The 23,919-nt window shown below is 30.8% G+C and carries 21 protein-coding genes, 1 riboswitch and 1 other annotated feature; of the genes, 15 read left to right on the top strand and 6 right to left on the bottom strand.

Features of this window, described 5'->3' with window-relative positions; all coding sequences use genetic code 11:
* Positions 1–11: 11 nt before the first annotated feature.
* Positions 12–1,535, bottom strand: a complete 1,524-nt coding sequence (locus WY13_RS06930) for a PLP-dependent aminotransferase family protein (RefSeq protein ID WP_063554967.1) — start codon at positions 1,533–1,535, stop codon at positions 12–14.
* A 180-nt stretch (positions 1,536–1,715) separates the two neighbouring features.
* Here WY13_RS06930 and WY13_RS06925 point away from each other — a divergent pair, with 180 nt between their 5' ends.
* Positions 1,716–2,060: a hypothetical protein gene (locus tag WY13_RS06925; RefSeq protein WP_063554966.1), complete on the top strand. Its 345-nt coding sequence runs from the start codon at positions 1,716–1,718 to the stop codon at positions 2,058–2,060.
* 55 nt (positions 2,061–2,115) lie between these two features.
* Here WY13_RS06925 and WY13_RS06920 read toward each other — a convergent pair whose 3' ends face one another.
* Together WY13_RS06920 and WY13_RS06915 are read right to left on the bottom strand one after the other, a co-directional pair.
* On the bottom strand, positions 2,116–3,549 hold the full coding sequence (locus tag WY13_RS06920) for a sensor histidine kinase (protein WP_063554965.1): 1,434 nt from the start codon (positions 3,547–3,549) through the stop codon (positions 2,116–2,118).
* On the bottom strand, positions 3,539–4,219 hold the full coding sequence (locus tag WY13_RS06915; RefSeq protein ID WP_063554964.1) for a response regulator transcription factor: 681 nt from the start codon (positions 4,217–4,219) through the stop codon (positions 3,539–3,541). The genes WY13_RS06920 and WY13_RS06915 overlap by 11 nt, the downstream gene beginning before the upstream one ends.
* Before the next feature lie 165 nt (positions 4,220–4,384).
* Between WY13_RS06915 and WY13_RS06910 the strand changes: the two genes are divergently transcribed.
* From WY13_RS06910 to WY13_RS06895, 4 genes are all read left to right on the top strand, one after another.
* Positions 4,385–5,119, top strand: coding sequence for an ABC transporter ATP-binding protein (locus tag WY13_RS06910; RefSeq protein ID WP_242866349.1), 735 nt, complete (start codon positions 4,385–4,387; stop codon positions 5,117–5,119).
* Positions 5,100–6,278, top strand: coding sequence for an ABC transporter permease subunit (locus WY13_RS06905; protein WP_082848416.1), 1,179 nt, complete (start codon positions 5,100–5,102; stop codon positions 6,276–6,278). Before WY13_RS06910 ends, WY13_RS06905 begins: the two co-directional genes overlap by 20 nt.
* Positions 6,279–6,359: 81 nt before the next feature.
* On the top strand, positions 6,360–7,424 hold the full coding sequence (locus WY13_RS06900; protein ID WP_063554962.1) for a glycosyltransferase family 4 protein: 1,065 nt from the start codon (positions 6,360–6,362) through the stop codon (positions 7,422–7,424).
* The gene (locus tag WY13_RS06895; protein ID WP_063554961.1) at positions 7,414–8,424 is read left to right on the top strand and encodes a lysylphosphatidylglycerol synthase transmembrane domain-containing protein; all 1,011 of its coding nucleotides are present in this window, start codon (positions 7,414–7,416) and stop codon (positions 8,422–8,424) included. The genes WY13_RS06900 and WY13_RS06895 overlap by 11 nt, the downstream gene beginning before the upstream one ends.
* Before the next feature lie 2 nt (positions 8,425–8,426).
* Here the strand turns inward: WY13_RS06895 and WY13_RS06890 are convergent, their stop codons facing one another.
* The gene (locus tag WY13_RS06890) at positions 8,427–9,599 is read right to left on the bottom strand and encodes a glycosyltransferase family 4 protein (RefSeq protein ID WP_063554960.1); all 1,173 of its coding nucleotides are present in this window, start codon (positions 9,597–9,599) and stop codon (positions 8,427–8,429) included.
* Between the two features lie 138 nt (positions 9,600–9,737).
* On the opposite strand from WY13_RS06890, the gene WY13_RS06885 reads away from it, so the two are divergent.
* Complete coding sequence (locus tag WY13_RS06885; RefSeq protein WP_063554959.1) at positions 9,738–10,268, top strand: ferritin-like domain-containing protein; 531 nt, start codon at positions 9,738–9,740, stop codon at positions 10,266–10,268.
* An 84-nt stretch (positions 10,269–10,352) separates the two neighbouring features.
* Here the strand turns inward: WY13_RS06885 and WY13_RS06880 are convergent, their stop codons facing one another.
* Positions 10,353–11,447 carry a DUF5667 domain-containing protein gene (locus tag WY13_RS06880; RefSeq protein ID WP_063554958.1) on the bottom strand — a complete coding sequence of 365 codons (1,095 nt, stop codon included), beginning with the start codon at positions 11,445–11,447 and terminating at the stop codon, positions 10,353–10,355.
* A gap of 262 nt (positions 11,448–11,709) precedes the next feature.
* Positions 11,710–12,885: a trans-sulfuration enzyme family protein gene (locus WY13_RS06875; RefSeq protein WP_063554957.1), complete on the bottom strand. Its 1,176-nt coding sequence runs from the start codon at positions 12,883–12,885 to the stop codon at positions 11,710–11,712.
* A 215-nt stretch (positions 12,886–13,100) separates the two neighbouring features.
* Positions 13,101–13,205: riboswitch (SAM riboswitch) on the bottom strand.
* Between the two features lie 254 nt (positions 13,206–13,459).
* Positions 13,460–13,714, top strand: a binding site (T-box leader).
* Between the two features lie 263 nt (positions 13,715–13,977).
* On the opposite strand from WY13_RS06875, the gene WY13_RS06870 reads away from it, so the two are divergent.
* From WY13_RS06870 to WY13_RS06830, 9 genes are all read left to right on the top strand, one after another.
* Positions 13,978–14,628 carry a corrinoid protein gene (locus tag WY13_RS06870; protein ID WP_063554956.1) on the top strand — a complete coding sequence of 217 codons (651 nt, stop codon included), beginning with the start codon at positions 13,978–13,980 and terminating at the stop codon, positions 14,626–14,628.
* Positions 14,629–14,679: 51 nt separating this feature from the next.
* Positions 14,680–15,741, top strand: coding sequence for a uroporphyrinogen decarboxylase family protein (locus WY13_RS06865; RefSeq protein WP_063554955.1), 1,062 nt, complete (start codon positions 14,680–14,682; stop codon positions 15,739–15,741).
* The gene (locus WY13_RS06860) at positions 15,704–16,114 is read left to right on the top strand and encodes a GTP-binding protein (RefSeq protein ID WP_063554954.1); all 411 of its coding nucleotides are present in this window, start codon (positions 15,704–15,706) and stop codon (positions 16,112–16,114) included. Before WY13_RS06865 ends, WY13_RS06860 begins: the two co-directional genes overlap by 38 nt.
* Before the next feature lie 15 nt (positions 16,115–16,129).
* A complete protein-coding gene (locus tag WY13_RS06855; RefSeq protein WP_063554953.1) occupies positions 16,130–16,795 on the top strand; it encodes a DUF1638 domain-containing protein in 666 nt (221 codons plus the stop codon).
* Between the two features lie 36 nt (positions 16,796–16,831).
* Positions 16,832–17,854 carry an MtaA/CmuA family methyltransferase gene (locus WY13_RS06850; RefSeq protein WP_063554952.1) on the top strand — a complete coding sequence of 341 codons (1,023 nt, stop codon included), beginning with the start codon at positions 16,832–16,834 and terminating at the stop codon, positions 17,852–17,854.
* Positions 17,855–17,857: 3 nt separating this feature from the next.
* Complete coding sequence (locus WY13_RS06845; RefSeq protein ID WP_063554951.1) at positions 17,858–19,528, top strand: ASKHA domain-containing protein; 1,671 nt, start codon at positions 17,858–17,860, stop codon at positions 19,526–19,528.
* Between the two features lie 22 nt (positions 19,529–19,550).
* On the top strand, positions 19,551–20,627 hold the full coding sequence (locus tag WY13_RS06840; RefSeq protein ID WP_063554950.1) for a uroporphyrinogen decarboxylase family protein: 1,077 nt from the start codon (positions 19,551–19,553) through the stop codon (positions 20,625–20,627).
* Between the two features lie 438 nt (positions 20,628–21,065).
* Positions 21,066–22,304, top strand: coding sequence for an MFS transporter (locus tag WY13_RS06835; RefSeq protein ID WP_063554949.1), 1,239 nt, complete (start codon positions 21,066–21,068; stop codon positions 22,302–22,304).
* Positions 22,305–22,410: 106 nt separating this feature from the next.
* Positions 22,411–23,757 carry an FIST signal transduction protein gene (locus WY13_RS06830; RefSeq protein WP_063554948.1) on the top strand — a complete coding sequence of 449 codons (1,347 nt, stop codon included), beginning with the start codon at positions 22,411–22,413 and terminating at the stop codon, positions 23,755–23,757.
* The last annotated feature ends 162 nt before the right edge of the window (positions 23,758–23,919 follow it).

Below are 23,919 nucleotides of genomic sequence, written 5' to 3'. Positions count from 1 at the left end.
AGTAACACTCCTTATATAATAGGTTTCCCAAAATAATTATCCTGGTTAACTGTTGAAAAATTTGTATTTTGAAGCAGTTCTGCTATAGCTTTCATAAGCTTATTTAATCCAATACTTATATTTTTTGCATTTTCGAAAGTGTAATTTAACCTCATATAGCTTTTACCATCGCTTTCTTCAGGGTAAAATACATTCCCTGGAGCATAGGAAACACCTTCCTTAGAACATTTTAATAGCAATTGTGTTTGTGAAATATTTTCAGGAAGCTTGCACCAAATGTAATAACCACCTTTAGGAAGATTAAAACTAATACCAAGAGATTTATTTTTTTCAAGTATGCTGAGCATTAAATCCCTTTTTTTCATATATTCTTTGCATATTAGCTTTATGTGATTTTCATACAGTCCTTCTCGTAAAAACTTATCTAATATATATTGTGAAGCTGTGTTAACGTGAAGATCTGTCATTTGCTTTAATAAAGCAAATTTTTTTATTACTTGTACAGGTGCAGCAGTCCATCCAACACGCATACCTGAAAACATAGTTTTAGAAAATGTACTTAAATATATGACATAGCCGTATGTATCCAGGGATTTTAAAGATGGCAAGTATATATTCTCATAGTTTATTTCACTGTAAGGGTCATCTTCAATAATTGGAAGCTGATATTTATATGCTAAATTTAGCAACTTGTATCTTTTTTCTAAACTCATAACTATTGAAGTTGGATTTTGAAAAGTAGGTACTGTGTATAAAAATTTAGGCTTATATTTATTTAGCAAAATTTCAAGCACATCTAAGTTTATACCATCACTTTCCATAGGAACTCCTATAACTTTTGCCCCTGACAACTTAAATAGTTCAATTGCACTCATAAATGTAGGTTCTTCTACTATAACCACATCTCCTTTACTTAGAAAGGCTCTTCCAATAAAATCTATTCCCTGCATGGAGCCTGAAAGTATCATTATTTCTTTAGGAGAAACAGATATATTTCTTGATTTTAGTAATTTGCTTAAGCTTTCTCTAAGGGGATAATATCCATAAGAAGAAATATAAGCTAGCATATCATTTCCACAATTTTTCCATAAGTCTTTCTGCAATTTTACTATATCCTTAAGAGGATGCAAACTTGGATCTGCAATACCAGCTGAAAAAGATATATTTTTTTCTCTTCCTACTGAATTTATTATGTCAACAATGTCATGATTATTAGCGGAACTTACATTTGAATCGAAAAATTGATACCATGAAAGCGGTACAGTATGATTTCTAATACTCAACTGCTTATTTTTTGCGTTATTTGCAACTATAGTTCCTTTTCCCTTATGGGACTCTAATAAGCCTAAAGATTTTAATTCTTCATAAGCACTAATTACTGTACTCCTGCTCACACTAAGTTCTTCTGCAAGTTTGCGCTCAGATGGAAGTAAAAAATTTGATGGAAGCATACCAGAGTAAATAACATTTCTTATTTCATTTTTAATTTGTACGTAAATTGGTATGGAGCTTTTTTTGTCTATAGAAATGCGCATTTCTATCACTCTTTCTAAAATTTAAAAATATTATATATATAATACCATTAAATTTTTATATTTAAACTACCAATTCTTATATTTAAAACCAATCCAATCTCATTATTTATTTTTCCAGCATTTGATAATAGAAATTGAATAAATATTTTGCTATAATATATTATAGGTGGTGAGATATATATGGATAAAGAAATTTTGGAAATTTTAAAAGCTATGCAGCAGGATATGAAATCAATGAAACAAGACATGAGTTCAATGAAACAAAACATGAGTTCAGTTGAACAAGATATAAATTCAATGAAGCAAGATATAGCATCAATAAAATCCACACAAAAAGAACATACCCAGCTATTAAGTGCTTTAGAACATAAGACAAATGTAATTTCAGCAGAACAGGAAAATTTGAAGCATGAAGTTGCTGAAATTAAAGGAGAAGTTAAAGGCATAAGGAAAGACTTAAGCAATGTAGAACTCATCACAGCTAGCAATTGGTCTGATATTGTTAAGTTAAAAGCAATTAAATAAGTATGAACTTATAGGCACTTAATTTAGTGCCTTTTTAGAATATTAGATAAGATGTCTAATCTGGAAGTAATATTGTAAAAGTAATTATTCCTTCCTCATAATTTCCCCATATCTTACCATTGTGCCTTTCAATTATACTTTTTGTTATAGAAAGACCAAGGCCTGAGCCTTCATCAGGATTTGTACGGGATTTATCTGCTCTATAAAATTTTTCAAATAGCATACTTACATTTTCTATATTTAAGTTGTTACATTTATTGCTTATACTGATTACAGCATTTTTATCACATTGAGTTAAAGATACATTCACATCTGAAGGTTTGGTACTGTATTTTAGAGCATTGTACATTAGATTGTTTAGAGCTCTTACAAATAAATTGATGTCAATTGTAACCATTATATTTTCAGCACATATGTTATCTACAATATTTAACTTTGAATTTTCAAAAGTAATTGAAAACTCGTCAATTAACTGGTAAATGAGTTCATTTAAACATACTGTAGACAGGTGCAATTTTAAGTCTCCACCATTTAGTTTTGTGAACATAAATAAGTTATCCGTAAGTTTCTTCATGGTTTCAGCTTTCTTTAACGATATATTTATAAATCTTTGCATTTCTTCTTTTGATTTATATTCATTATTTTCTACAATTTGCAAAAAACCAATTATACTTGTAAGAGGACTTCTTATGTCGTGAGCCACATTTGTTATAAGCATATTTTTAGAAGCTTCAATTTTTCTCTCGTTTTCAATTTTTTCCTTTATCTTGTCTGCCATAAGGTTTATATTTTTGCATATCTCAGATAGTTCATCATGACCTTTTTCGCGTATTTTAAAATTTAAATTTTCATTTGCAATAGTTTTTATACCGCAGCATATTTCATTTATGTATTTCATCCTATGATGGGTTATTATGAAAAATATCAGCATACATATGAAAAGCAAAATTAAAATGTTTTTGTCTCCTACTAGTGTTCCTATTGAATCATGAGGTGTATTTACAGGAGATGCAGTAATCCAAAGTATGGAAATATCATTACCTGTTTTTATAGGTATTTTGTATATATAATCATGATACATGGTTAAATTTGTCGTATGATTAAAGTATTCTAAAAAGTCAGAGTATGTTTTTTCCAAGCTTGTATTTCCAGTAAGTTTAGATGAATTATATAAAATTTTATTTTGAGGATCAGTTACAATAAAACCTAGTTTATATTCTGAATATTTAGCTTCATATTTTGATAATACGGATTTATATTTGGAATTATTATTGAAATTTACACCACTTGTATTTAAACTTACATCACTGGAAATACCCGACAATCTCCCAAGGCTATAGTTGTAATTTTGAAACTTATAAGGATGCTTTTGAGATGCAAAACTTATGTAGGTTGAATACACAGCTGTAAATATACAAAAGCTTGCAATTAGTGAAAATATAAATGATATAAAGAATTTAGTTTGAATGCCAACTATTTTAACTTTCAATTTTATAACCAACTCCCCATACAGTTTTTATGTAATCTTTTTTAAGTTTTTGTCTCAATCTTCTTATGTGTACTGTAACTGTCCTGTCAAATTCCATGTAAGGTTCCTTCCATATATTTTCATATATTTGTTTTATGCTCAGTACATTGTCCTTGTTCTTTGCAAGGAAAGCCAAAATTTTGAATTCATGAGGAGTCAAATTTATCTCACTGTCATCTATTTTTACAGTATGTTTATCCATATTTATAAGCATGTCCTGAATTTTAATCAAGCTTGAATTGTCATGAAAGTTTGAATTAAATTCCTTATATCTTCTTAGGTGAGATCTTATCTTTGCAATTAAGAGCATTGAATTAAAGGGCTTTGCGATGTAATCATCAGCTCCAATAGTAAGTCCCATTATTTTATCTGCATCGTCAATTTTAGCAGATAGTATTATAATAGGTAAATTTAAGCTTTCCCGTATTTTCATACATGCCATCATACCATCCATCCTTGGCATCATAACATCTAAAAGTATCAAATCTATTTTATTGTTTTTTAAAATCTCTAAAGCTTCAATTCCATCTTTTGCACACAGGGAATCTATGTTTTGATTTTTTAACATTATAGTTAAAAGTTCTCTTATATTTTCATCGTCGTCTACAATTAAAACTATATTTTTGTCCATGTAAAAATTTACCCTCCTATTGTATCTATATTTATTATATACATTTTCTTATTGCTTTGGCCAACTGTAATAAAATCTTAATAAACAGTATCAATTTTGTAATACAAAATGTACCAGGTTTGTAATATGGGCACACTATAATGAAGTCATCATATAAAAAAGGATGTGAATTTTTTGGAAGTATTGAGATTGGAAAATCTATCAAAGAGCATAGGAAAGAGAGAAATTGTGAAGAATTTAAATTTGAGTGTAAAGGAAGGTGAAATCTTTGGATTTTTAGGACCTAATGGTGCAGGAAAAACCACAACTATAAAGATGATCGTTGGATTTTTAAAACCTACTGACGGTAAAATTTACATAAATGGAAAGGACATTAAAAATAATAGGATAAGCTCTATAAGTAATATGGCAGCTATGGTTGAAGCACCGGATATGTATCCATATTTAACTGGAGCTCAGAATTTAAGGCAGCTGGCAAGGCTTGATGGAGATATTAGTCAAAGTCAAATAGATGAAGCTGTAAAATTAATTGGATTAAGTGACAGGATAAATGACAAATTTAAAAAGTATTCCCTTGGAATGAAACAGAGGCTTGGTATTTCACAGGTTCTCATGGGAAACAAAAAGATATGGATATTAGATGAACCCACTAATGGACTAGATCCAAGCGGAATGATTCATTTTAGAAATTTATTTAAAAAATATTCTAGAGAAAAGAAAGTTACCATATTTATATCGTCTCATATACTTGGCGAAATGGAATCCATGTGTGATAGAGTTGCATTTTTAAATGAAGGTGAAATTAAGGGAATAGAGGATGTAAATAATATGAAGGGAAATCTTGAAAAGAGATATTTGGAAATTATAGGAGGAGAAGAAGATGATTTTTCCAATAATTAAAAATGAAATCATTAAGATATTTTATAGAAAGAAATTTTTAATATGTTCTATTATATTACTACTTGTAGCTGTATTTTCAGTATTAGCTGTAAATAGTGAAAATGGGGAGAGGGGACTACAAAAAGACAAGAATATGGATCAGTACTATAAAGATCAAAAAAAATTAGTAAAGGATAAAGCAAAACTTACCGAAATTCAACAACATATTGATAGCATCGATAATATGATAAAAGACTATGAATTTGAAAAAACACATCCCTTAGCTTGGAAAGATACTTTAAAGAAAGACATAAAACTTATGGAAAATTCCGATGATAGTAAAATGGATGATGTTAGAAAGGAAAAAAGGGAAAGTGGAATTGCCTATAAAAAATATTTATTGAATAATAGCATAAAACCAATTAGTGATATTAAAGCTACAGGATATGTATTGTTTAGTGATTACAGCCTTATTTTGGATTATGGGATGATAGTGATATTTTTAGTAGCAGTGTTTATGACAGTAGACAGTGTTTCAAGTGAATACGCACCTCCTACCTTGAAGCTTTTGCTTTTAAGGCCTGTTACAAAGACAAAACTTCTATTTGGCAAATTTTTAGCTTGTGCCATTTCAAGCTCTGCACTTGTAGTGATTTTTAATTTGATATTCTTTCTATTTGGAGAAATTGTATATGGTTTTGACAGCTTCAAATATCCAGTTTCTATAGAGCCTGCATTTAAACACAGCAGCATACAAAATATGGACTTGCATAAATTTATATCTGTCATTCCAGGTACGTCAAGCATCATGCCTTTTTATAAATTTTTGATTGAATTTATGATTTTACAGATAATTTTTATAATTGCAGCTACAAGTTTTTGTATTTTAATATCTACTTTAATTAAAAACAATGCCGCAGCGGCGTCAATAGCTATACTATTTGGAGTAGCTTATACAATACTTTCAAAAATCCCAGCATTATCTGATATGTCAGATATTATGCCAGCATTTTTTATAGCGCTTGGCAGCTCTGGAAGTATAATAACAAGACGAATTGTACAAGATACAGGGGCATATTATATAAATACTTTATCTGCAAGCTTGATAATGATTGCATGGTCTATATTATTTTTAGGATTAAGTACAATTATAGCAGAAAAAAGAGAAGAGTATATCTAGGCATTTTCAAAGAATATATTTATAATAATTTGCAGAAACTAAAAGAGCATAGACAAAGCTATTTGAAAGGGGAAATTTAATATGCCTGTTATTAATATGCTCTCTTCTGCAGAACAAGTAAAAGGGCAGGGAGTACTTTCTGCTTACGTTGAACAAGTTAATTTAGTTAAAAAAGAACTTCAAGACAATTATGAAGTAAAAGTAAATGCTTTTAAATTGTGCGATATTATGCATTACCATACCATTGATTTGAAGTTCTTTTTAAGTATACCATTTGCAAAATTATTGGGTACAAGTGTTGCTTATGTCCACTTTGTGCCAGAAACTATAGATAATAGCTTGAAACTACCTTATATTATAAAAAAGATATTTTATAAGTATATAATTTTGTTTTATAAAAGTGTAGATTACCTGGTAGTTGTAAATCCATATTTTATTGATGTCTTAAAAAGATACAATATAGAAGAGGAAAAGATAGTATACATTCCTAATTTTGTATCTGAAGATAACTTTTTTGAACTTGATGAGGAAAAATTAAAAAAAATAAAGCAAGAGTTACGTATTTCGCTTAAAAAATTTGTTGTTCTAGGAGTGGGTCAGGTACAGAACAGAAAGGGCATACTAGACTTTATTGAAGTTGCCAAAAAACTTCCACAAATTCAATTTATATGGGCAGGTGGTTTTTCCTTTGGTGTGATAACGGATGGGTATAAGGAATTAAAAAAGGTTGTAGAAAATCCACCTGAAAATGTAAAATTTTTAGGCATCATTGATAGAGAAAAGATGAATAATGTTTATAATATTGCAGATGTAATGTTTCTGCCTTCTTACAATGAGTTATTCCCAATGTCCGTTTTGGAAGCCATGGCACTTAAAATTCCTGTACTATTGAGGGATTTAGATATATACCATAACATTTTATTTGATGACTATTTAAAAGGAAAAAATATAGATGAATTTGTAAAATGTATAGAAAGATTACAGGATAAAGGTGAAAGTTATAGAACTTGGTGTGAAAGGTCATGGAAATGTCACAAGTTTTATTCTAAGGAATACATCTTAAACATGTGGAAGCAATTTTATGACAAAATATATTATGAGAAGAATAAGAGAAGAAAACTTAAGGGAAACTTAAATGAAAAATAAAATGTTTAATATAATTGTTGTATTGCTTTCCGCCTGTATTTTTTTCTCATTTTTCATTTTTACAAAAGGCATCCATTCTATGATTCAAGAGTTAAAATCACTGGATATTCACTGGATATCTTTAGCTGTAATAGCTGTTATTCTATTCTGGACATTTGAAACAATGATTTTATATACTATAATGAAAAAGCTTTATCCGGGAGAACGTTTGTTTTTTAAGTCAGTAAAATTTCAAATGGTTGGACAATTTTTTGGTGCAATTACACCTTTAGGAGCAGGAAGTCACCCTTCTCAATTATATGCTATGACAAAAGCAGGAATACCTGCAGGACTTTCTGGTTCTATATTGATAATAAAATTTATGATACATGAAGTAGTAAGTATATTTTTTCTAGTAGTATCACTACTGTTTAAGTTTAATTATTTTAATTTAAAGATTAAATATTTCTTTTACTTTGCAATTCTTGGAATTACTATTAATATAGGAGTGATGCTGCTGGCAGTATCCATTGTAATAAATAAAAAAATAACCAAAGGGATAATAAACTTTATTGTAAAATTGCTAGGAAAGATGCATATTATAAAAGATATAAAATCAAAGCAAGAGAAAATTGAAAATGAAATAGAAAGTTTTCATAAGAATGCAATTTTCATAGGAAAACATATAGGTATGTGTGCTCATGCCTTAGTGTATTCACTTCTTCAGTGGACTACTTATTTCAGTATTCCTTATTTTATCTATAGGAGTTTTGGGTTTAGTTCTGCAGACTTATGGACAATTATGGCTGCGCAGGTGTTTCTAACAGTATTTATGACTGCAATTCCTCTTCCAGGAGCAGAAGGAGGAGCAGAAGGGGGATTTTACGTAATTTTTAATTTGTTTTTTAAAGCTAAAACTGTCATAGCCCTTTTTGTATGGAGGATAATTACTTATTATCTGTCTATTATAGTGTCAAGTATATTTATTTTAGCATTTCCAAATGTACGTTTAAAAAAATGATATTATTGAACAGTAATGTTTTGATATTTTGTATTTAAAATTTTACTATAAGTTTCAATTACTCTATGGGTGAAAATGCAGCTGGAATATTTTTTTGAAGTATGAACTGCCTCTTCACTTAATTTGTTTTTCAAATTTTCATCTTTTAAGATTTTATCTATGTAATAGCTAAATTGCCAGGACTCCTTATAAGAAAATCCATTTTTGCCCTGGAGAATGATTCCGTCTATACACGGATCGTATTTGCAAACTACAGGGCATCCACTGCTTAAGGCTTCTATATAGGTTAGCCCTTGGGTTTCACTGGTAGAAGCAGTGACAAATATATCTGCTATTTTATAATATTTATAAATTTCTTTTGGATCTATCATCCCTGTAAAGACAATACTATCTTCAAGACTTTCAGTACGTACCTGATCTTTTAAATTTTGTAAATAGGGGCCATCTCCTACAATTAAAAGTTTAACATTTCTAATTTTGTTAACTACAGCATTAAAGAGTCTTATAATTTCACTTATATTTTTTTCCTTTCCGATTCTCCCGATATAAGCTATAATCTTATCTGTATTTTTAATTCCTAGTGTTGAAAGAATTTCTTTTTTTTCATTTGTAAGCAGAGGTCTACAAAATCTATTTAAATCAATTCCCGTTGGTATCACATTAATAGGCTTATTTACCCCATAATGAAGCAGCATCTTTTTTGTTTTTTCTGTTGGAACAACTACGCCATCAAGGCTATTTAAAAGTAGACGGGTTATTTTGCCAACAGCACTTTTTTTTATAAGTTTTCCGCCAAATAAATAGTCTAAATATTCTTCATACATTGTATGATAGGTGTGAATTTGAGGTGCATTTATCTTGCTGGCGATGTACTTGGCTGCAAATAAGGTAGAAAATTCTGTTTGGGAATGGATCATATCGGGTTTCCAATCTATAAGTCTATTTATGATTCTATTACGAAAGGGAGCTTTAATTCTGGCATTAGGGTAAATTCCAACGCCAATGGACTTTAAGTAACATATATCTCCTATGATTTTCTCATTCCCTGTAGGAGATAGGGTTAGAATTTTAACATCGTAATTATTATTCTTTAATTCTTTATATAAATTGTATATTGAAGTGACAACACCGTTTATCATAGGAAAATATGTGTCGGTAGTAATTAAGATTTTCATTTTCTATTTCTCCTAATCTAATTAGAATTTTCTATTCCTAATTAGTGTTTCCAATAATACATAAAAAAATAATGAAACGTAATATAATTTTGAATTTATCATAAAATTAACTATAATGATATTTTTTAGGAGGAAAATATGCCAGGTGATATATCAAAACATACAAAGTATATTGTTAATTTACCTTATCCTAAGCCAAGAGTGGAAAGAACAAGTATAGGATATGCAAATGTTCTTCTTAAAGATTATGCAGGAGAAGTAAGTGAATTTACTGCAGTTTCCCTTTATGTGTATCAGCATATGGTAAGTGAAGGAAGATTTGAAGATTATTCCAAGGTCATTGGAGGCATATCTATGGCTGAAATGAAACATCTAGAGCTTATAGGAAAAACAGTTAAACTTCTTGGTATAAAGCCAATTTATATTGATTCTGCATGTCCACCTGGACAGTTATGGACACCTGCTTATGTTAACTTTATCACGTTTATTAGAGATATGCTTTTAGAGGATATTAAATCGGAAAAAAAGGCTATTAAAAATTACAAGTACCATATATCAATAATTAAAGATAGATATATACAAGAACTTATTAAAAGAATAATTATGGATGAAGAGTTACATCTAAAGTTGTTTGCAGAATTATATGAAAAGTATAGTGCAGTACAATAATATTTGATTTTCCAATTAGGCAAAAACAATTGACCCTGAATTGATATCAATTCAGGGTTATTAGATATATAAGTAGATAATGAACTACTGTTGTCCCTTGTCCTTTTTTTGCCCATTATTGCCATTACCGTTATTTCCTTTATCCTTGATATCCAATTTACTACTGTTGGTTGCTTCTGTTTTAGGTTCGCTTTTTATAGTTGGTGCTGGTGAAGTTCGTTTTTTTGTATTTTCACTATTTACAGAGGCTGATTTAGTTGAAGCTGACTTTGCTGGAGTTGAAGTTGAATCAGTGGAAGTTGAGCTAGCTTCTGTAGTGTTTGTAGTAGGATTTGTTGTAGTGGTAGTTGGTGCTGGTGAAGTTTGTTCTTTACTTTCCGATGTAGTTTCATTATTTCTTGAATCCTTCTTTGCTTGGCCTTTATTTTCTTTTGTTGTTTTACCCACACTTATTTTAGAAGCTTCTTTTTTAGCTTCAACAACTTTTGCAAGATTTTGTTTTTCTGTATCTAATGCTAGTTTTTTCTGCTGCAGTAAATCTTCCGCAGCTTTAATTGCAGCTTCATCTCCTGATTGTTTTGCTGTCTCAAGAGCTTTCTTAGCTTCGTTATATTGTTTTTTAGCATCATTGTAAATTTGGCGTTCTTTTTTTACGGCTATTAAGGCATTTCTTTTTGCTGTCTGCATTTCTATAACTTTTGCTACTACAGCCTTCGCTTTATCTGGAAGTTTATTTTGAAGTTCGGCTAATACATCTAAAGAGTTTTTCTGCTTATCAATAATTTTGTTTTCTATGTTTTCAACGTCTTTAAGTTTATCTTCATCACCTGAAGTTTGAGTTTTGTCTATTGCATCTTCAATTTTAGTTTGAGCTTCATTCATGGTATTTTCATAGTCAGTAAGGGCTGTATTTGCAAGATCTTGTTTATCTTCACTTGCCATTACCTCACTTTCACCTAATCTTTCCTCAGCTATCTCTGATAATGTATTAGCTTTTCCTTCCTCTGAAGAAGATAATGTAACCTTTAAATTGTCTACAGCTTTATCTGCTGTATATAAGATACTATCTGGTGTTATACCTGCTTGATCTTTTAAAGTTGCTGCATCAGAAGCAAATACACTGCTGCTTAAGCTCATTGTTACCACTATACTTGTTACTAAAACCATTACTTTTTTCATTTTAATAATCCTCCCTGAATATATAAATTTAAATTACATTTTTTTATTAATCTCATTTAACTATTCATTAAAATATACGGCTGATAAATATATTTTAGGGGGGTTTCAATTTATAATTAAAAATTAAAAGATAATAGTTATGGATCATTTCCTTCTGTTAAAAGTACAGAAAACATAAATTATATCTTATTGAAGATTTGCTTCAATAAGATTCAAAATTTAATTATAATATTATTGTATTTGTAATGTTGTTATCTAAAAATCATAATCCGCATTTTGTAAGAGCCTGATTTAAATCATAAATAATATCCTCTGCACTTTCAAGTCCTACACTAAATCTTATATATCCATTTCTAAACTCTTCTGGATAAAAGCTTATTCTTTCATCATTTGCACCAGTATAGACAATTAAACTTTCATCATGACCAAGAGAAACGGCAGGTACAATGAGCTCAAGTGAATTTATAAATTTGTTATGGGTTTCCACATCTGCTTTAAGTGCGAAGGATATAACCCCAGAATACATTTTCATTTGCTTTTTTGCAATGTCATGCTGTGGATGACTTTTAAGGCCAGGATATGCAACAAATTTTATTGACGGGTTTGATTCCAAATATCTTGCAACTTCAAGTGCGGTGTTACTATGTTGTTTCATTCTAAGTGGGAGGGTTACAACTCCTCTCATTATAAGCCATGCATTAAATGGACTTATGGTTCCGCCTAAATTCACCATAGCTTGAGTTTTAATCTTGTCTATGAAATCTTTTTTACCCATTACTGCTCCGCCCATAGCATCACCATGTCCATTTATATACTTTGTAAGGCTATGTACAACAAGATCAGTTCCAAGTTCAAGAGGATGCTGTAAATAAGGTGAGGCAAAAGTGCTATCAACAGAAAACAAAGCCCCAATAGACTTAGCTATCTTTGATATTTCTTCAATATCACTTATTTTTGTAGTTGGGTTGCCTGGAGTTTCAACATGGATGAGTTTTGTATTTGGTCTTATTGCATTTTTTATTTCTTCCAAATTGGATGTATCTACAAGAGTTGTTTCTACTCCATATTTTTCTGGAAGGTATTGATTGAGCAATCTATAAACTGCTATATATGAGACATTTGAACAAATTACATGTGATCCTTTATCTAGAAAAGTAAAAAATACACTTGCAAGTGCAGCAACTCCACTTGCAAGAACTACACAATCTTCGGCTCCTTCAAGTGCAGCCAGTTTTTGCTGTAGATACATCTGATTTGCTGAAGTATTTCTTGTGTAGAGTATCTGATTAGGATCACTCCAGTTGATTGAAGATGCATCTTCAGGAAGTCTATAGCAATTTGCCATAGTTATTGGACGTCTGATAGAACCTGTTTCTTTATCAATACCATTACCTACATGGATACACTTTGTAATAAAGCTAGTTTTTTTATTATTCATACATTTCCTCCTTGTACATTTATCAATGAATCTTACTTAGTGGGAGTTTTGTTTCTCCCACTAAGTTTAGATGAATTATCTAGGGGCGTAGCTACTGTTATCTCCCACTTTGATAGAAGTGGGAGTGTTACAGTAGGTAGCCATCAGATAAATATTGATACTAAAAAAGTTGTTTTCCATAAGAAAAACAACTTTAGTTAACTGTGTAAAAGTTTTTCTTATCTTTCAGAATAATCTGCTGGAATTAACACCATACATTCAAATAAAATGTTGGTTGTCGGGTATCATAGGGCCAGTCCCTCTACCTCTCTTGATAAGATTTTATTCAATTTAGATCGTAGTATACTACTAAGACTATGCTGTTGTCAATATTTTTTTCCTTAGGATCTTTCTATTTTTTTAAAATTAAAGTTTCACAATAACTAAATATTACTCAAGTATTGAAATTAGTGGTACAGTTATAACTTAAAATATTAATTTGGGAAAAACTTATTTTTTCTATTGACATATTAAAATATAATGCATATAATAACATTAAATTAAAATTAAATCCAAGTAAATAGATAGGAATAGTAATAAAGCGAAGACGAGAAGAAGTAAGTTAATAGAAGCTGACAGAGAGAAATCTCCATTGGGTGTAAGAGATTTTGGGTGAAAGTTAATTGAAATGCATCTCAGAGCTCTGAATCGAAATTTAGTAGACTTCAGTGGGTACGCCCGTTAAAGCGTTGAGGTATGATCGTACCAAAATTAAGAGATATTATGTACTATCATTTAATTGTACATAATAAATAGAGTGGAACCGCGGAAGTATACTTCTGCCTCTGTAATAGAGGCAGAAGTTTTTTGATTTTTGGAATCCGGAATCCAAAAATCAAAGTCATTATATTATTATATTAAGTGGCTTAGTTGCTTATACAAATTCCACGCTTTATCAATTCACAACTGTGACTTAATAAATTAATCTAAACATACAAATTAGATTAAAAGATGTGTACAAAACTGGATATAGAAGTTGAAAGAAGAAAAATCTACAATACTTATAAATTTACAATGCAAATAAATATGAATAGTAAAAATGGGGGTTAAAAAATGTCAATTAATAAAGATGAATTATATAAAAAGTTAGCTGATTCTGTAGTAAATATGGATGAAGAGGAAGCAGTAAATATTTCAAATCAGGTTGTTTCTGAAAAATTAGATGCCTATGAAGCTATAGATAAAGGATTGTCAGCAGGTATGGATGAGGCAGGAAAGCTCTTTGAAGAGGAGGAATATTTTGTACCTGAACTTTTGTTGTGCTCTGATGCAATGTATGCTGGCTTAGATGTATTAAAGCCCCATATAGAAACTAAAAATCAAGGAATAAAGCATAAAATTGTTATAGGCGTAGTTGAAGGAGATACTCACGATATAGGAAAAAACCTTGTAAAAATTATGCTTGAAACTGCAGGTTTTGATATTGTTGATTTAGGAAGAGATGTTCCACCTTCAACTTTTGTAGAAAGGGCAAAGGAAGAAAAGGCTGAAATAATAGCACTTTCCACTTTGATGACTACCACTATGGAAGGTATGAATGAAGTTATAGACATTCTTAATAAAGAAAATATAAGAAAAGATTTCAAAGTTATAATAGGCGGAGGTCCTATATCTCAAGGATATGCAGATAAAATTGGAGCTGATGGATATTCTATAAATGCAGCAGAGGCTGTGACACTTGCTAAAAAGTTAGTTGAGGCATAAGTGTATTTCAATTGAGGAATTGTTTAAATAAAAAGTATGGAGGTAAGGAGTATGTCATTGATACAAAGAAAAGAGGAATTAACTTCACTTGAGAGGATTTTTCGCACCCTACAGCGTAAGGAAGTAGATAGAATTGCTGCTGTACCATTAGTTTGCGGTGCTTCATATAGAGTTATAGGTTCAAGATATGACAAATGGTCTACTAATGCAGAAATTGCAACTCAAAGTTTGCTAGCAGCTCAGGAACTAATAGGATTTGATGCATTTTTACTGCTTGTAGATCTTTCAGTAGAAGCTGCTGATTTTGGACAAGAACTAATTTACCCCAAGTATAGTACAGCTTATCCTGATTTTAATAATCAGCTGATTAAAACTGTTGACGAGTATAACAAAGTTAAGAAGGTAAATCCAAGAGAGACAAAACGTATGAAACAGGTTATTGATATTATAAGAGGTCTTTCAAAAGCAAAAGGAAAAGAAGTAGCAATTCTTGGATTTGTATATGGACCTTTAGGAGTGTTGTCCCAGATGAGGGGACATAAAAATTTATTTGAGGATCTTATAAGGCATCCTCAAGAAGTTTTAGAAGCTGTGGATATCATAACTGATGTACTTGTAGAATATGCTAAAGCACAGGTAGAAGCAGGAGCTCATTCAGTATGCATAGATCCTTTATATTCTTCTGGAACGGTACTTAGCAGTAAAACATGGGAGAAATTTGAAGGCCCATATCTTAAGCGCATTGCTGATGCCATTCGTGATGCAGGTGCAGCAGTATCAATACACAATTGTGGTGATGGAGTATATTTTGATGAGGTAATAAAATGGTCAGATCCTATAGCAATATCTGTAGCACATCCTGCACATGGATCTAAAAACTGGGAGGAACATGCAAAAACCTGGGGAAAGAAAGTAGTTACTATTGGATATTCAGATCCCGCTAATATTGGGTTAGTTATGTCTACTGATGAGGTACTAGAAGATTGCAAAAATCAAATTGATTTGTTCAAGAAAAATCAAGCTGGATTTATTCTCTCTACTGGCTGTGAATTCCCTCCTAATGGAAACTTACTCAATGCAGCAGCAATGGTTGAGGCGGCTAGAAGATATTGAAGTTTCAGAGAAGGATACAAGAAAAAGTTTGTTTAAAAAGCCAAATGTAGTTAAAATGCTATCATCCAAAATGAAGTTTAAAATTAAAAGAAAAATTTCCACACAGGATGTTTTTGAAAGCTTTGGAATTGAAACGCCTAAAATATTTTCTGTAGAAACTTTAAAAAGTATATTTGAGAATTTAAAAGATGAGAATTTATATGGAAAAATACTGAGGGCAAAAGGAATATTACAGACAGATAAGGATCATTGGATTGAATTTGACTTTGCAGCAAAAGAATTTGAAATAAGAGATACAAGATCTGATTATGCTGGGCGTATATGTGTAATAGGGGTTAATTTAAATAAAAAAAATTTAACAAATCTTTTTTGAAAATGGAGATACAAAATGAAGATAAAAATAATAGCTTGTGAGGTTATGAAAGAAGAGATATTGTCAATAGAGCCATTGCCTAATGAGGAATTTGGGTTTGTAACTATGGGATATCATCTTCATCCTAAAAAGCTTGCTAAAGAGTTACAAGAAATTATTGATAAATCTTTGGGGTATGACAGAGTTATTTTAGCCTTTGGTTTATGTGGGGGAGCTGCAAGAGGATTAAAGGCAACTAATTGTGCACTTACAATACCGAGAGTTCATGATTGTATTTCCATATTTCTTAGTTCGGATAAAGGTTGTGTATGCGATTTTAAGAAAGAAATGGGGACGCTTTACTTAAGTCGAGGATGGATGATTACAGAAAAATCAATACTTTCTGATCATCAGCGTGTTCTTGAAAAGTATGGTGAAAAGAAGGCATTAAGTATATTAAATAGAATGTATGGTGATTATAAAAAAGTTTTATTCATAGGGACAGGTTCTCTTTTACAAGATGAAGTAATGCTGCAATCGAAGCAAATAGCAAAGTTAATTAATGCCAGTTATGAAATAGTGGAAGAAAAAACTCATTTTATTGAAAGGATTATAAGAGGACCCTGGGATGATAAAAATTTTATAAATATAGATAAACAGGAAATTCTTACTGAAGAAGACTTTGGAATTAACGCAAAATGATTGCCGGTGCATAAAAGGGGAGGAGATATATTTATTATGAATGATTTAAGTCCGAAGGAACGTATACTTCGTACATTTAAAAAGGAAAGTACAGATAGAGCACCTGTAATTTGTCCGGGTGGAATGATGAACTCAGCTATTGTAGAAGTAATGAACAAAACCGGTCATAAACTTCCAGAGGGTCATCAGGATGGTAAAATAATGGCTGAAATTGCAATCGATGTACATGAAAATACTGGATTTGAAAATTTTGGAATACCTTTTTGCATGACAGTTGAAGCGGAAGTGCTTGGAAGTGAAATAAATTATGGAAATCTTTCCTGTGAGCCCAAAATACAAAAAGAAGCATTTGATTCTGTATCAGATGTAAAATTTAAAGAATTAGGTGCAATGGAAAAGAACCACAGAGTTAATTCAATAATTGAAGCTACTCATTCATTGTCAAAGAAGTACCCGGATGTACCTGTGATAGGAAGTCTTACAGGGCCCATAAGTACATCCGCATCAATTGTAGATCTAATTTCATTTTTGAAAGAATTAAGAAAAAAGGCAGATGATGCCCATAAAGTAGTTGATTATGCCAGCAGCCATATTATAGAACTTGCAAAATTGATGATAGAAAATGGAGCTAATGTAATTTCTATTGCAGATCCTACTGCAACTGGAGAAATATTGGGACCGAAAATGTTTAAGGAATACGCAGTGAGATATTTAAATAAAGTAGTTGATGCAATACATGCTATGAATACACCTGTTATTGTGCATATATGTGGAAAAATGAATGCTGTAAAAAAATATATGCCCCAAATTAAATCTGATGCTATAAGTACGGATTCACTTGTTAACTTAAAGATGTTAAAAGAAGAATATCCTGATCTTACTACAATGGGAAATTTAAGCACATTTCTTTTAGAGTTTGGGGATGAAGAAAAAATTGCAAATCAAACAGATAGACTAGTAAGAGATGGTATTAACATCATATCACCAGCTTGTGGGCTAAGTACATCAACTCCACTAAAGAATATAGCATCAATGACAAAAGTGGTAAAGGAGTCATAATTTATGGTAAAAGTAAATTTTGTTACAAATAATAAGTCAGTTAATGTGGAAAAAGGTACTACAATTTTAGAAGCAGCAAGGAAGATAGGAGTTATTATAGAGTCTCCTTGTAATGCAACAGGTGTATGCGGTAAGTGTAAGGTAAAAGTTGTTAGTAATAACTTAGAAGACATAATTCAAGATGGGGAGCATCATTTATCAGATGAGGAGAAAGCCCAGGGTTTTGTATTATCCTGTCAGTCAAAAGTAATGGCAGATGTAGATATAGAAGTAATATCAAATAATTCAAATAAGACTCTGCAGATATTAAACCATGGTCAAAGCTTTGATATAGAACTGGATAGTTTTATTAAAAAAGAGTATAAAGATGATGGAAAGACTTATGTATATGCTGGAGAACGAATAATAGGAGAAGAAGAAGGAGATACTGCAGCATTAAATTATGGATTGGTGGTGGATATTGGGACTACAACTTTAGTGGTATCATTAGTTAACATTAATACAGGTGAAGAACTTCATTCAGTTTCTGCATTAAATCCACAAAGTCTACATGCACAAGATGTCTTGTCCAGAATAAAATTTGCATCAGATGAAAAAGGGTTAGATATAATGTATTCTGGAATAAGTAAAGAATTGAATAGTATGACTGAAAAGATCACAAAAGAAACTGGAATAGATAAAAAGTATATTTATGAAGCAATTTTCAGTGGCAATACATGTATGATTCATCTTGCAGCTAATGTAAATCCATATTCTTTAGGTAAATACCCCTATACTCCAAAGTTGAGGGGAGGAAACTATTTAAGTGTTAAAAATCATAAATTAAATATTTCGGATAATGGTTTAATATATATACCACCTATTATTTCAGCGTATGTAGGGCCGGATATAACATCTGGTATATTGGCTACAAGGCTTCAAGATAAAAAGGGTACTACATTGTTTGTTGATATAGGAACAAATGGTGAAATGGTAATAGGGAAAGATGGCAAGTTGTCAGCAACATCTACTGCGGCAGGTCCAGCTTTTGAAGGTATGAATATTACTTATGGCATGAGAGCTGAAAGAGGTGCCGTAGAATATTTTAATATAGAAGAAGACGGATCTATACAAATTAAGACTATTGAAGATGGAAAGCCTGTTGGAATTTGCGGCAGTGGTCTTTTGGATATTGTTGGAGGACTTGTTTCTAATAAAGTTATTGGTAAAAGCGGCAGATTTGTATCATTGGAAAATTCCGATTTACCTGAAGTACTGAGGGAAAGATTGGTAAAATTAGATGGTAAAAATGCCTTTAAAGTAGCAGAAGGTGTATTTCTCACTCAAAAAGATATAAGGCAGGTTCAATTGGCAAAAGGTGCAGTGAGATCTGGAATAGAATTCCTTATGAAGAGTAAAGGAGTAGAAGCAGATAAAGTTGATAAAATACAAATAGCCGGCTCATTTGGTTATCATTTGAGGGCAAAAAGCCTTATAAATATAGGATTAGTACCAAAAGAGTTTGAAGGTAAGATAGATTTCGTTGGTAATACATCTAAATCTGGAGGACATGCTTTCTTGTTAAATAAAAAGTATAGATCAGAAATGGAAAAGCTTGTTAAAAAAATCGAAGTAGTTGAATTATCAAATGGTGAAGATTTTGATAAAGTTTTTGTTAAATGCTTGTCTTTCTAAAAAGTAAGGAGAAAGTGAAAATATGAGTGAATTTTTATTAAAAGATGAAATGACTCCAAAAGAGAGAGTTGAGGCTATGATAAGCGGCAGGCCTTTTGATAGGGTGCCATGTAATATTTTTATAGGAGATCATGCTGCAAATATAATAGGCGTAAAAGTATCTGATCTCAACTTTTTTTCGGAAAAGGTTCTTGAAGGACAATTAGCAGCAAATGAAAAATATGGTATAGAATCAACAGGAATTGGACCGGGACTTGCTGGAATTGCTGAAGCATTAGGAAGCAAATTGTTTTTTCCTGATCATGGAGCTCCTTATGTTTCACAATATGCGATAAATAATGTTTCAGATTTAGAAAAATTAAGTGTACCTGATCCAGTAAAGGGTGGGAGATTTTCTTTTGTCCTAGAATCTGCAGAAAAACTTGTAGACAAATTAGGAAAGGAAATACCAGTTTCAGTAGAAGTGCCTGGACCATTTACAACTGCTGGAAATCTTATGAGGATAGAAAAATTTTTACGTGATACAAGAAAAAATCCCGAATTTGCCCATAGGATTCTTCGTCTTGCAACTGATACTACAATTGCATTTATAAAAGAAGCTGCAAAACTTGATGTAAGTATGGGTATAGCAGAACCATCTGCTTCTGGTACCTTAATAAGCTATAATATGTTTAAAGAATTTGCTCTCCCATACTTAAAAGAAATAGTTGATACTATTAAATCTTTAGGTAAAGGTTCAGCCTATCTTCACATTTGCGGAAATACAAAAAAAATTTGGACGTTAATGGCAGATACAGGTGCAGAATCATTGAGTCTTGATGATGTAATAGATTTGGAAGAAGCAAAGAAAACGGTAGGAGACAGGGTAGTGCTAATTGGTAATGTAAAACCTACAGAAACTATGTATTTAGGAAAACCAGAAGATGTGGAAAGAGATGCTAAAGAATGTCTTAGAAAAGCTTATGATAATCCTAAAGGTTATGTACTTGCTTTGGGATGTGGATTTCCAATTGATACTCCTCCTGAAAATATTCATGCTTTACGTGAAGCAGCAAAAAAATATGGTAAGTATCCGTATCAACCAGAGCTTTTTAGCTAGAAATATTACAGAAGGTAATTTATTATCTAATTGTGTTCCATTAAAGTACAAAAATGAACTACATGAAATTATCGAAGACATCAACTATATGGCTTCAACAATTAAAAAGGATAGACTAATTTTTAAAATATTTATAATTTGATCTAAATCTATGAATTTAAATATCCCTCAGAAATAGAGCATTTCTGAGGGATATTTATTACGATAATTTACATATAAATATATTACAAATCCAAAAATAATTAATTTAAATTCCATAACTTTCAAATCTATATAATTGATGCTATAATAAGCAATATATGCTTAAAAAATTATGATTATAAAAGAAAGGAAGTGTGAAAACCTGATAATATTTGACGAATAGAAGAAGCATTATAATTTTTAGATTAATACATTATACTATTTGTTGTATTTTTAGAAGTCAGGAAATAAATAATAATGAAAAATTGGAAAGTAAATCTTTATACTGTTTGGTTTTCCCAGATATTGTCCATAATGAGTTTTAATTTTGGTATGCCTTTTTTGCCATTTTATATACAGCAGCTTGGCATTACATCTCCAAATGATATTAAATTTTATTCTGGTATTTTAAATGCAGCACCAGCTGTCACCATGGCAATTATGTGTCCTATTTGGGGGATTATTTCAGACAAATATGGTAGAAAGCTTATGCTCATAAGGGCTATGCTTTTTGCATCATTTATAATTGCGGCCACAGGTATGGTTGCCAATGTAAATCAACTTATAATCTTAAGACTTTTACAAGGTGTGTTTACGGGAACTGTTACTGCAGCTCAAATTTTAGTAGCGGCTAATACACCTAAAAATAGAATTTCTTATGCATTAGGTTTTTTATCTTCATCAACATTTATTGGACAATCCATTGGACCAGTAATTGGAGGTATAGTGGCAGAGTTTGTTGGATATCGTGTAAGTTTTATAATAGGTGGTGTTCTTATGTTTTTTGATTTTCTATTAGTTTTATTTGTTGTAAAAGAAGAACAGCATGTAGTAAAGGAAAACATTAATTCCACTGAAAAAAAAGAAAAGACATCTATACTTTCTATTTTTACTGCTACAGCTGTCTCAATGTTATTAGTTATTTTATTTATAAGAATAGGACGTACTGTGTTTAACCCATATATTCCAATATATGTACAAGAAGTTACAGCTACAACAAAAGGAGCATCAGGCATTACAGGTATAATAAATGGGATTTTGGCTTTAATGACAGCTATGTCTGGATTGATTTTAAGTAAACTAGGTGACAAGTATGACAAAATGAAATTATTAATGATATACCTAACGTTAGGTATGGTATTTGCAATACCACTTGTTTATATAAATAAATTATGGTTATTTACGTTTATTTTAGGTATTGTTTTCTTTATTACAGGTGGAGTGGAACCTATGATAATGTCCATTACTACAGAAGATACTCCTGTGGACAAAAGAGGTTTATTGTTTGGTATCCAGGGAACTATAGGTAATGCTGGATTTGCAGTAGCACCTTTATTAGGAGGGGTGATTTCAATAAAATATTCAACTAATGCAATCCTCATATTCATACCTATATTTCTACTTATTTCAGCATTAGTTGTTTTAAGTATAATAGTTCACAATGCAAGACATGATTTCCATTCGAGATTGAATTTAAAAAATATGTTTAAGTCTTAATATACTATACAAAATTATACTTAATTAGTATATAATAGTTTTGTATTTCCACATAAAAATCTGATATTAGCGAAGAATTGACTAAGCATAAAAGGGGGAATTGTTCTTGGCTGGTAAGATAAAAGAAATTATTGATAATGTGATTAAACATCGTTCTAAAGGAAATCCTGCTATTGCAGAAATGACTAAAACCAAATTTATTTTAAAGGGAATCAATCCAAATAAATTTGATAGCAATTCCTATGATGATCCAATTATCATAGAAAAACTTATTAAAATTGTTGAACAAATGGATGTAAAAAACTCAGTATATAAGGGGATAAATATAAGATCAGTTTTTTCAACTAAATCCTTAGAAAAAGAAGTGGTAGAAGATATTAAAAATAAACTAGCTCCTTGTAATGCTAAACTTATAATATTTTTTGCTTCTTCTAAATTTGACCAATATAAGTTAAGTAATTTAATGAAGGAAGCATTTAAAGATTGTCTAGTAGTAGGATGTTCTACTTCAGGTGAAATAGTTAGTGGAAAGTTATTAAAGAATTCTGTAGTGGCAATGGCTTTTAATTCAAATATTGTTTCCGATGCCAAAGTTGAAGTAATTGAAAAGATGAAACAAGGCTTAGATGTGGAGAGGGCTTTTACATCTTTAGAAGAGTATTTTAATGAAAGTGCATATACAATGAATACGAAAAAGTTTGTTGGTATAGTTTTAATAGATGGTGTGAGTAAGAAAGAAGAAAATATTATGGATTTGATAGGCAATAGAACCAATGTTTTTTTTATTGGTGGATCTGCTGGAGATGATTATAATTTTAAAAAAACCTATGTACTAGCAAATGGAAAGGCATATACGGATTCAGCAGTTATTATAATGCTTAAAATAAGTGACAATGCTGAGTTTAGTATTATTAAAACAGAAAGCTTTAAGTGTTTAGATACGGTTTTAACTGCAAATAAAGTGGATGAAAGCAACAGGGAAGTCATTGAATTTAACAATAAACCAGCTATTGTGGCTTATTCAAATGCTGTAGGGGCACATTCAATTGAAGATGCACAAAATTATTTTACGATAAATCCTGTTGGCTTAGTAATAGGAAAAAATGATGTGTTTGTTAGAAGTCCTCAGCAAGTAAAAGGTACAAGTATGTTGTTTTATTGTAATATACTGGAAGGGACTGAAGTTAGACTACTTCAGTCTACAAATATTATTGAAGACACAAAGAGGGCTATTGAAAGTAAAATTAATGAATTTGGGAAAATTGATGGAATTATAAATTTTAACTGTGTTCAGAGAACCCGTGAACTAAAGAAAAAAGGTCTTGAAGAACAATATAGAGATATATTTAAAGATATTCCTACAATTGGATTTTCTTGTTATGGTGAAGAATTTATAGGGCACATGAATCAAACAGCTACTATGGTAGTTTTTAAGTCAAAAACAAATATATAAAAGAATTACTATTTATATAATTAGAAGAATATACAGATTAAATTTTATAAACAGAGTTCTTGGCATCAGATGGAGTTTTAACTCCACATGATGCTTAGAAATCGTTATCCAGGGACGTAGCTGCTCTTTACTTCCACTTGGAGAAGTGGGAGTATTAGAGCA

It is taken from the genome of Clostridium ljungdahlii (assembly GCF_001636845.1).
In the GTDB taxonomy this organism is placed as follows: Bacteria; Bacillota; Clostridia; order Clostridiales; family Clostridiaceae; genus Clostridium_B; species Clostridium_B ljungdahlii_A.
This window is presented reverse-complemented; position numbering and strand designations above follow the sequence as displayed.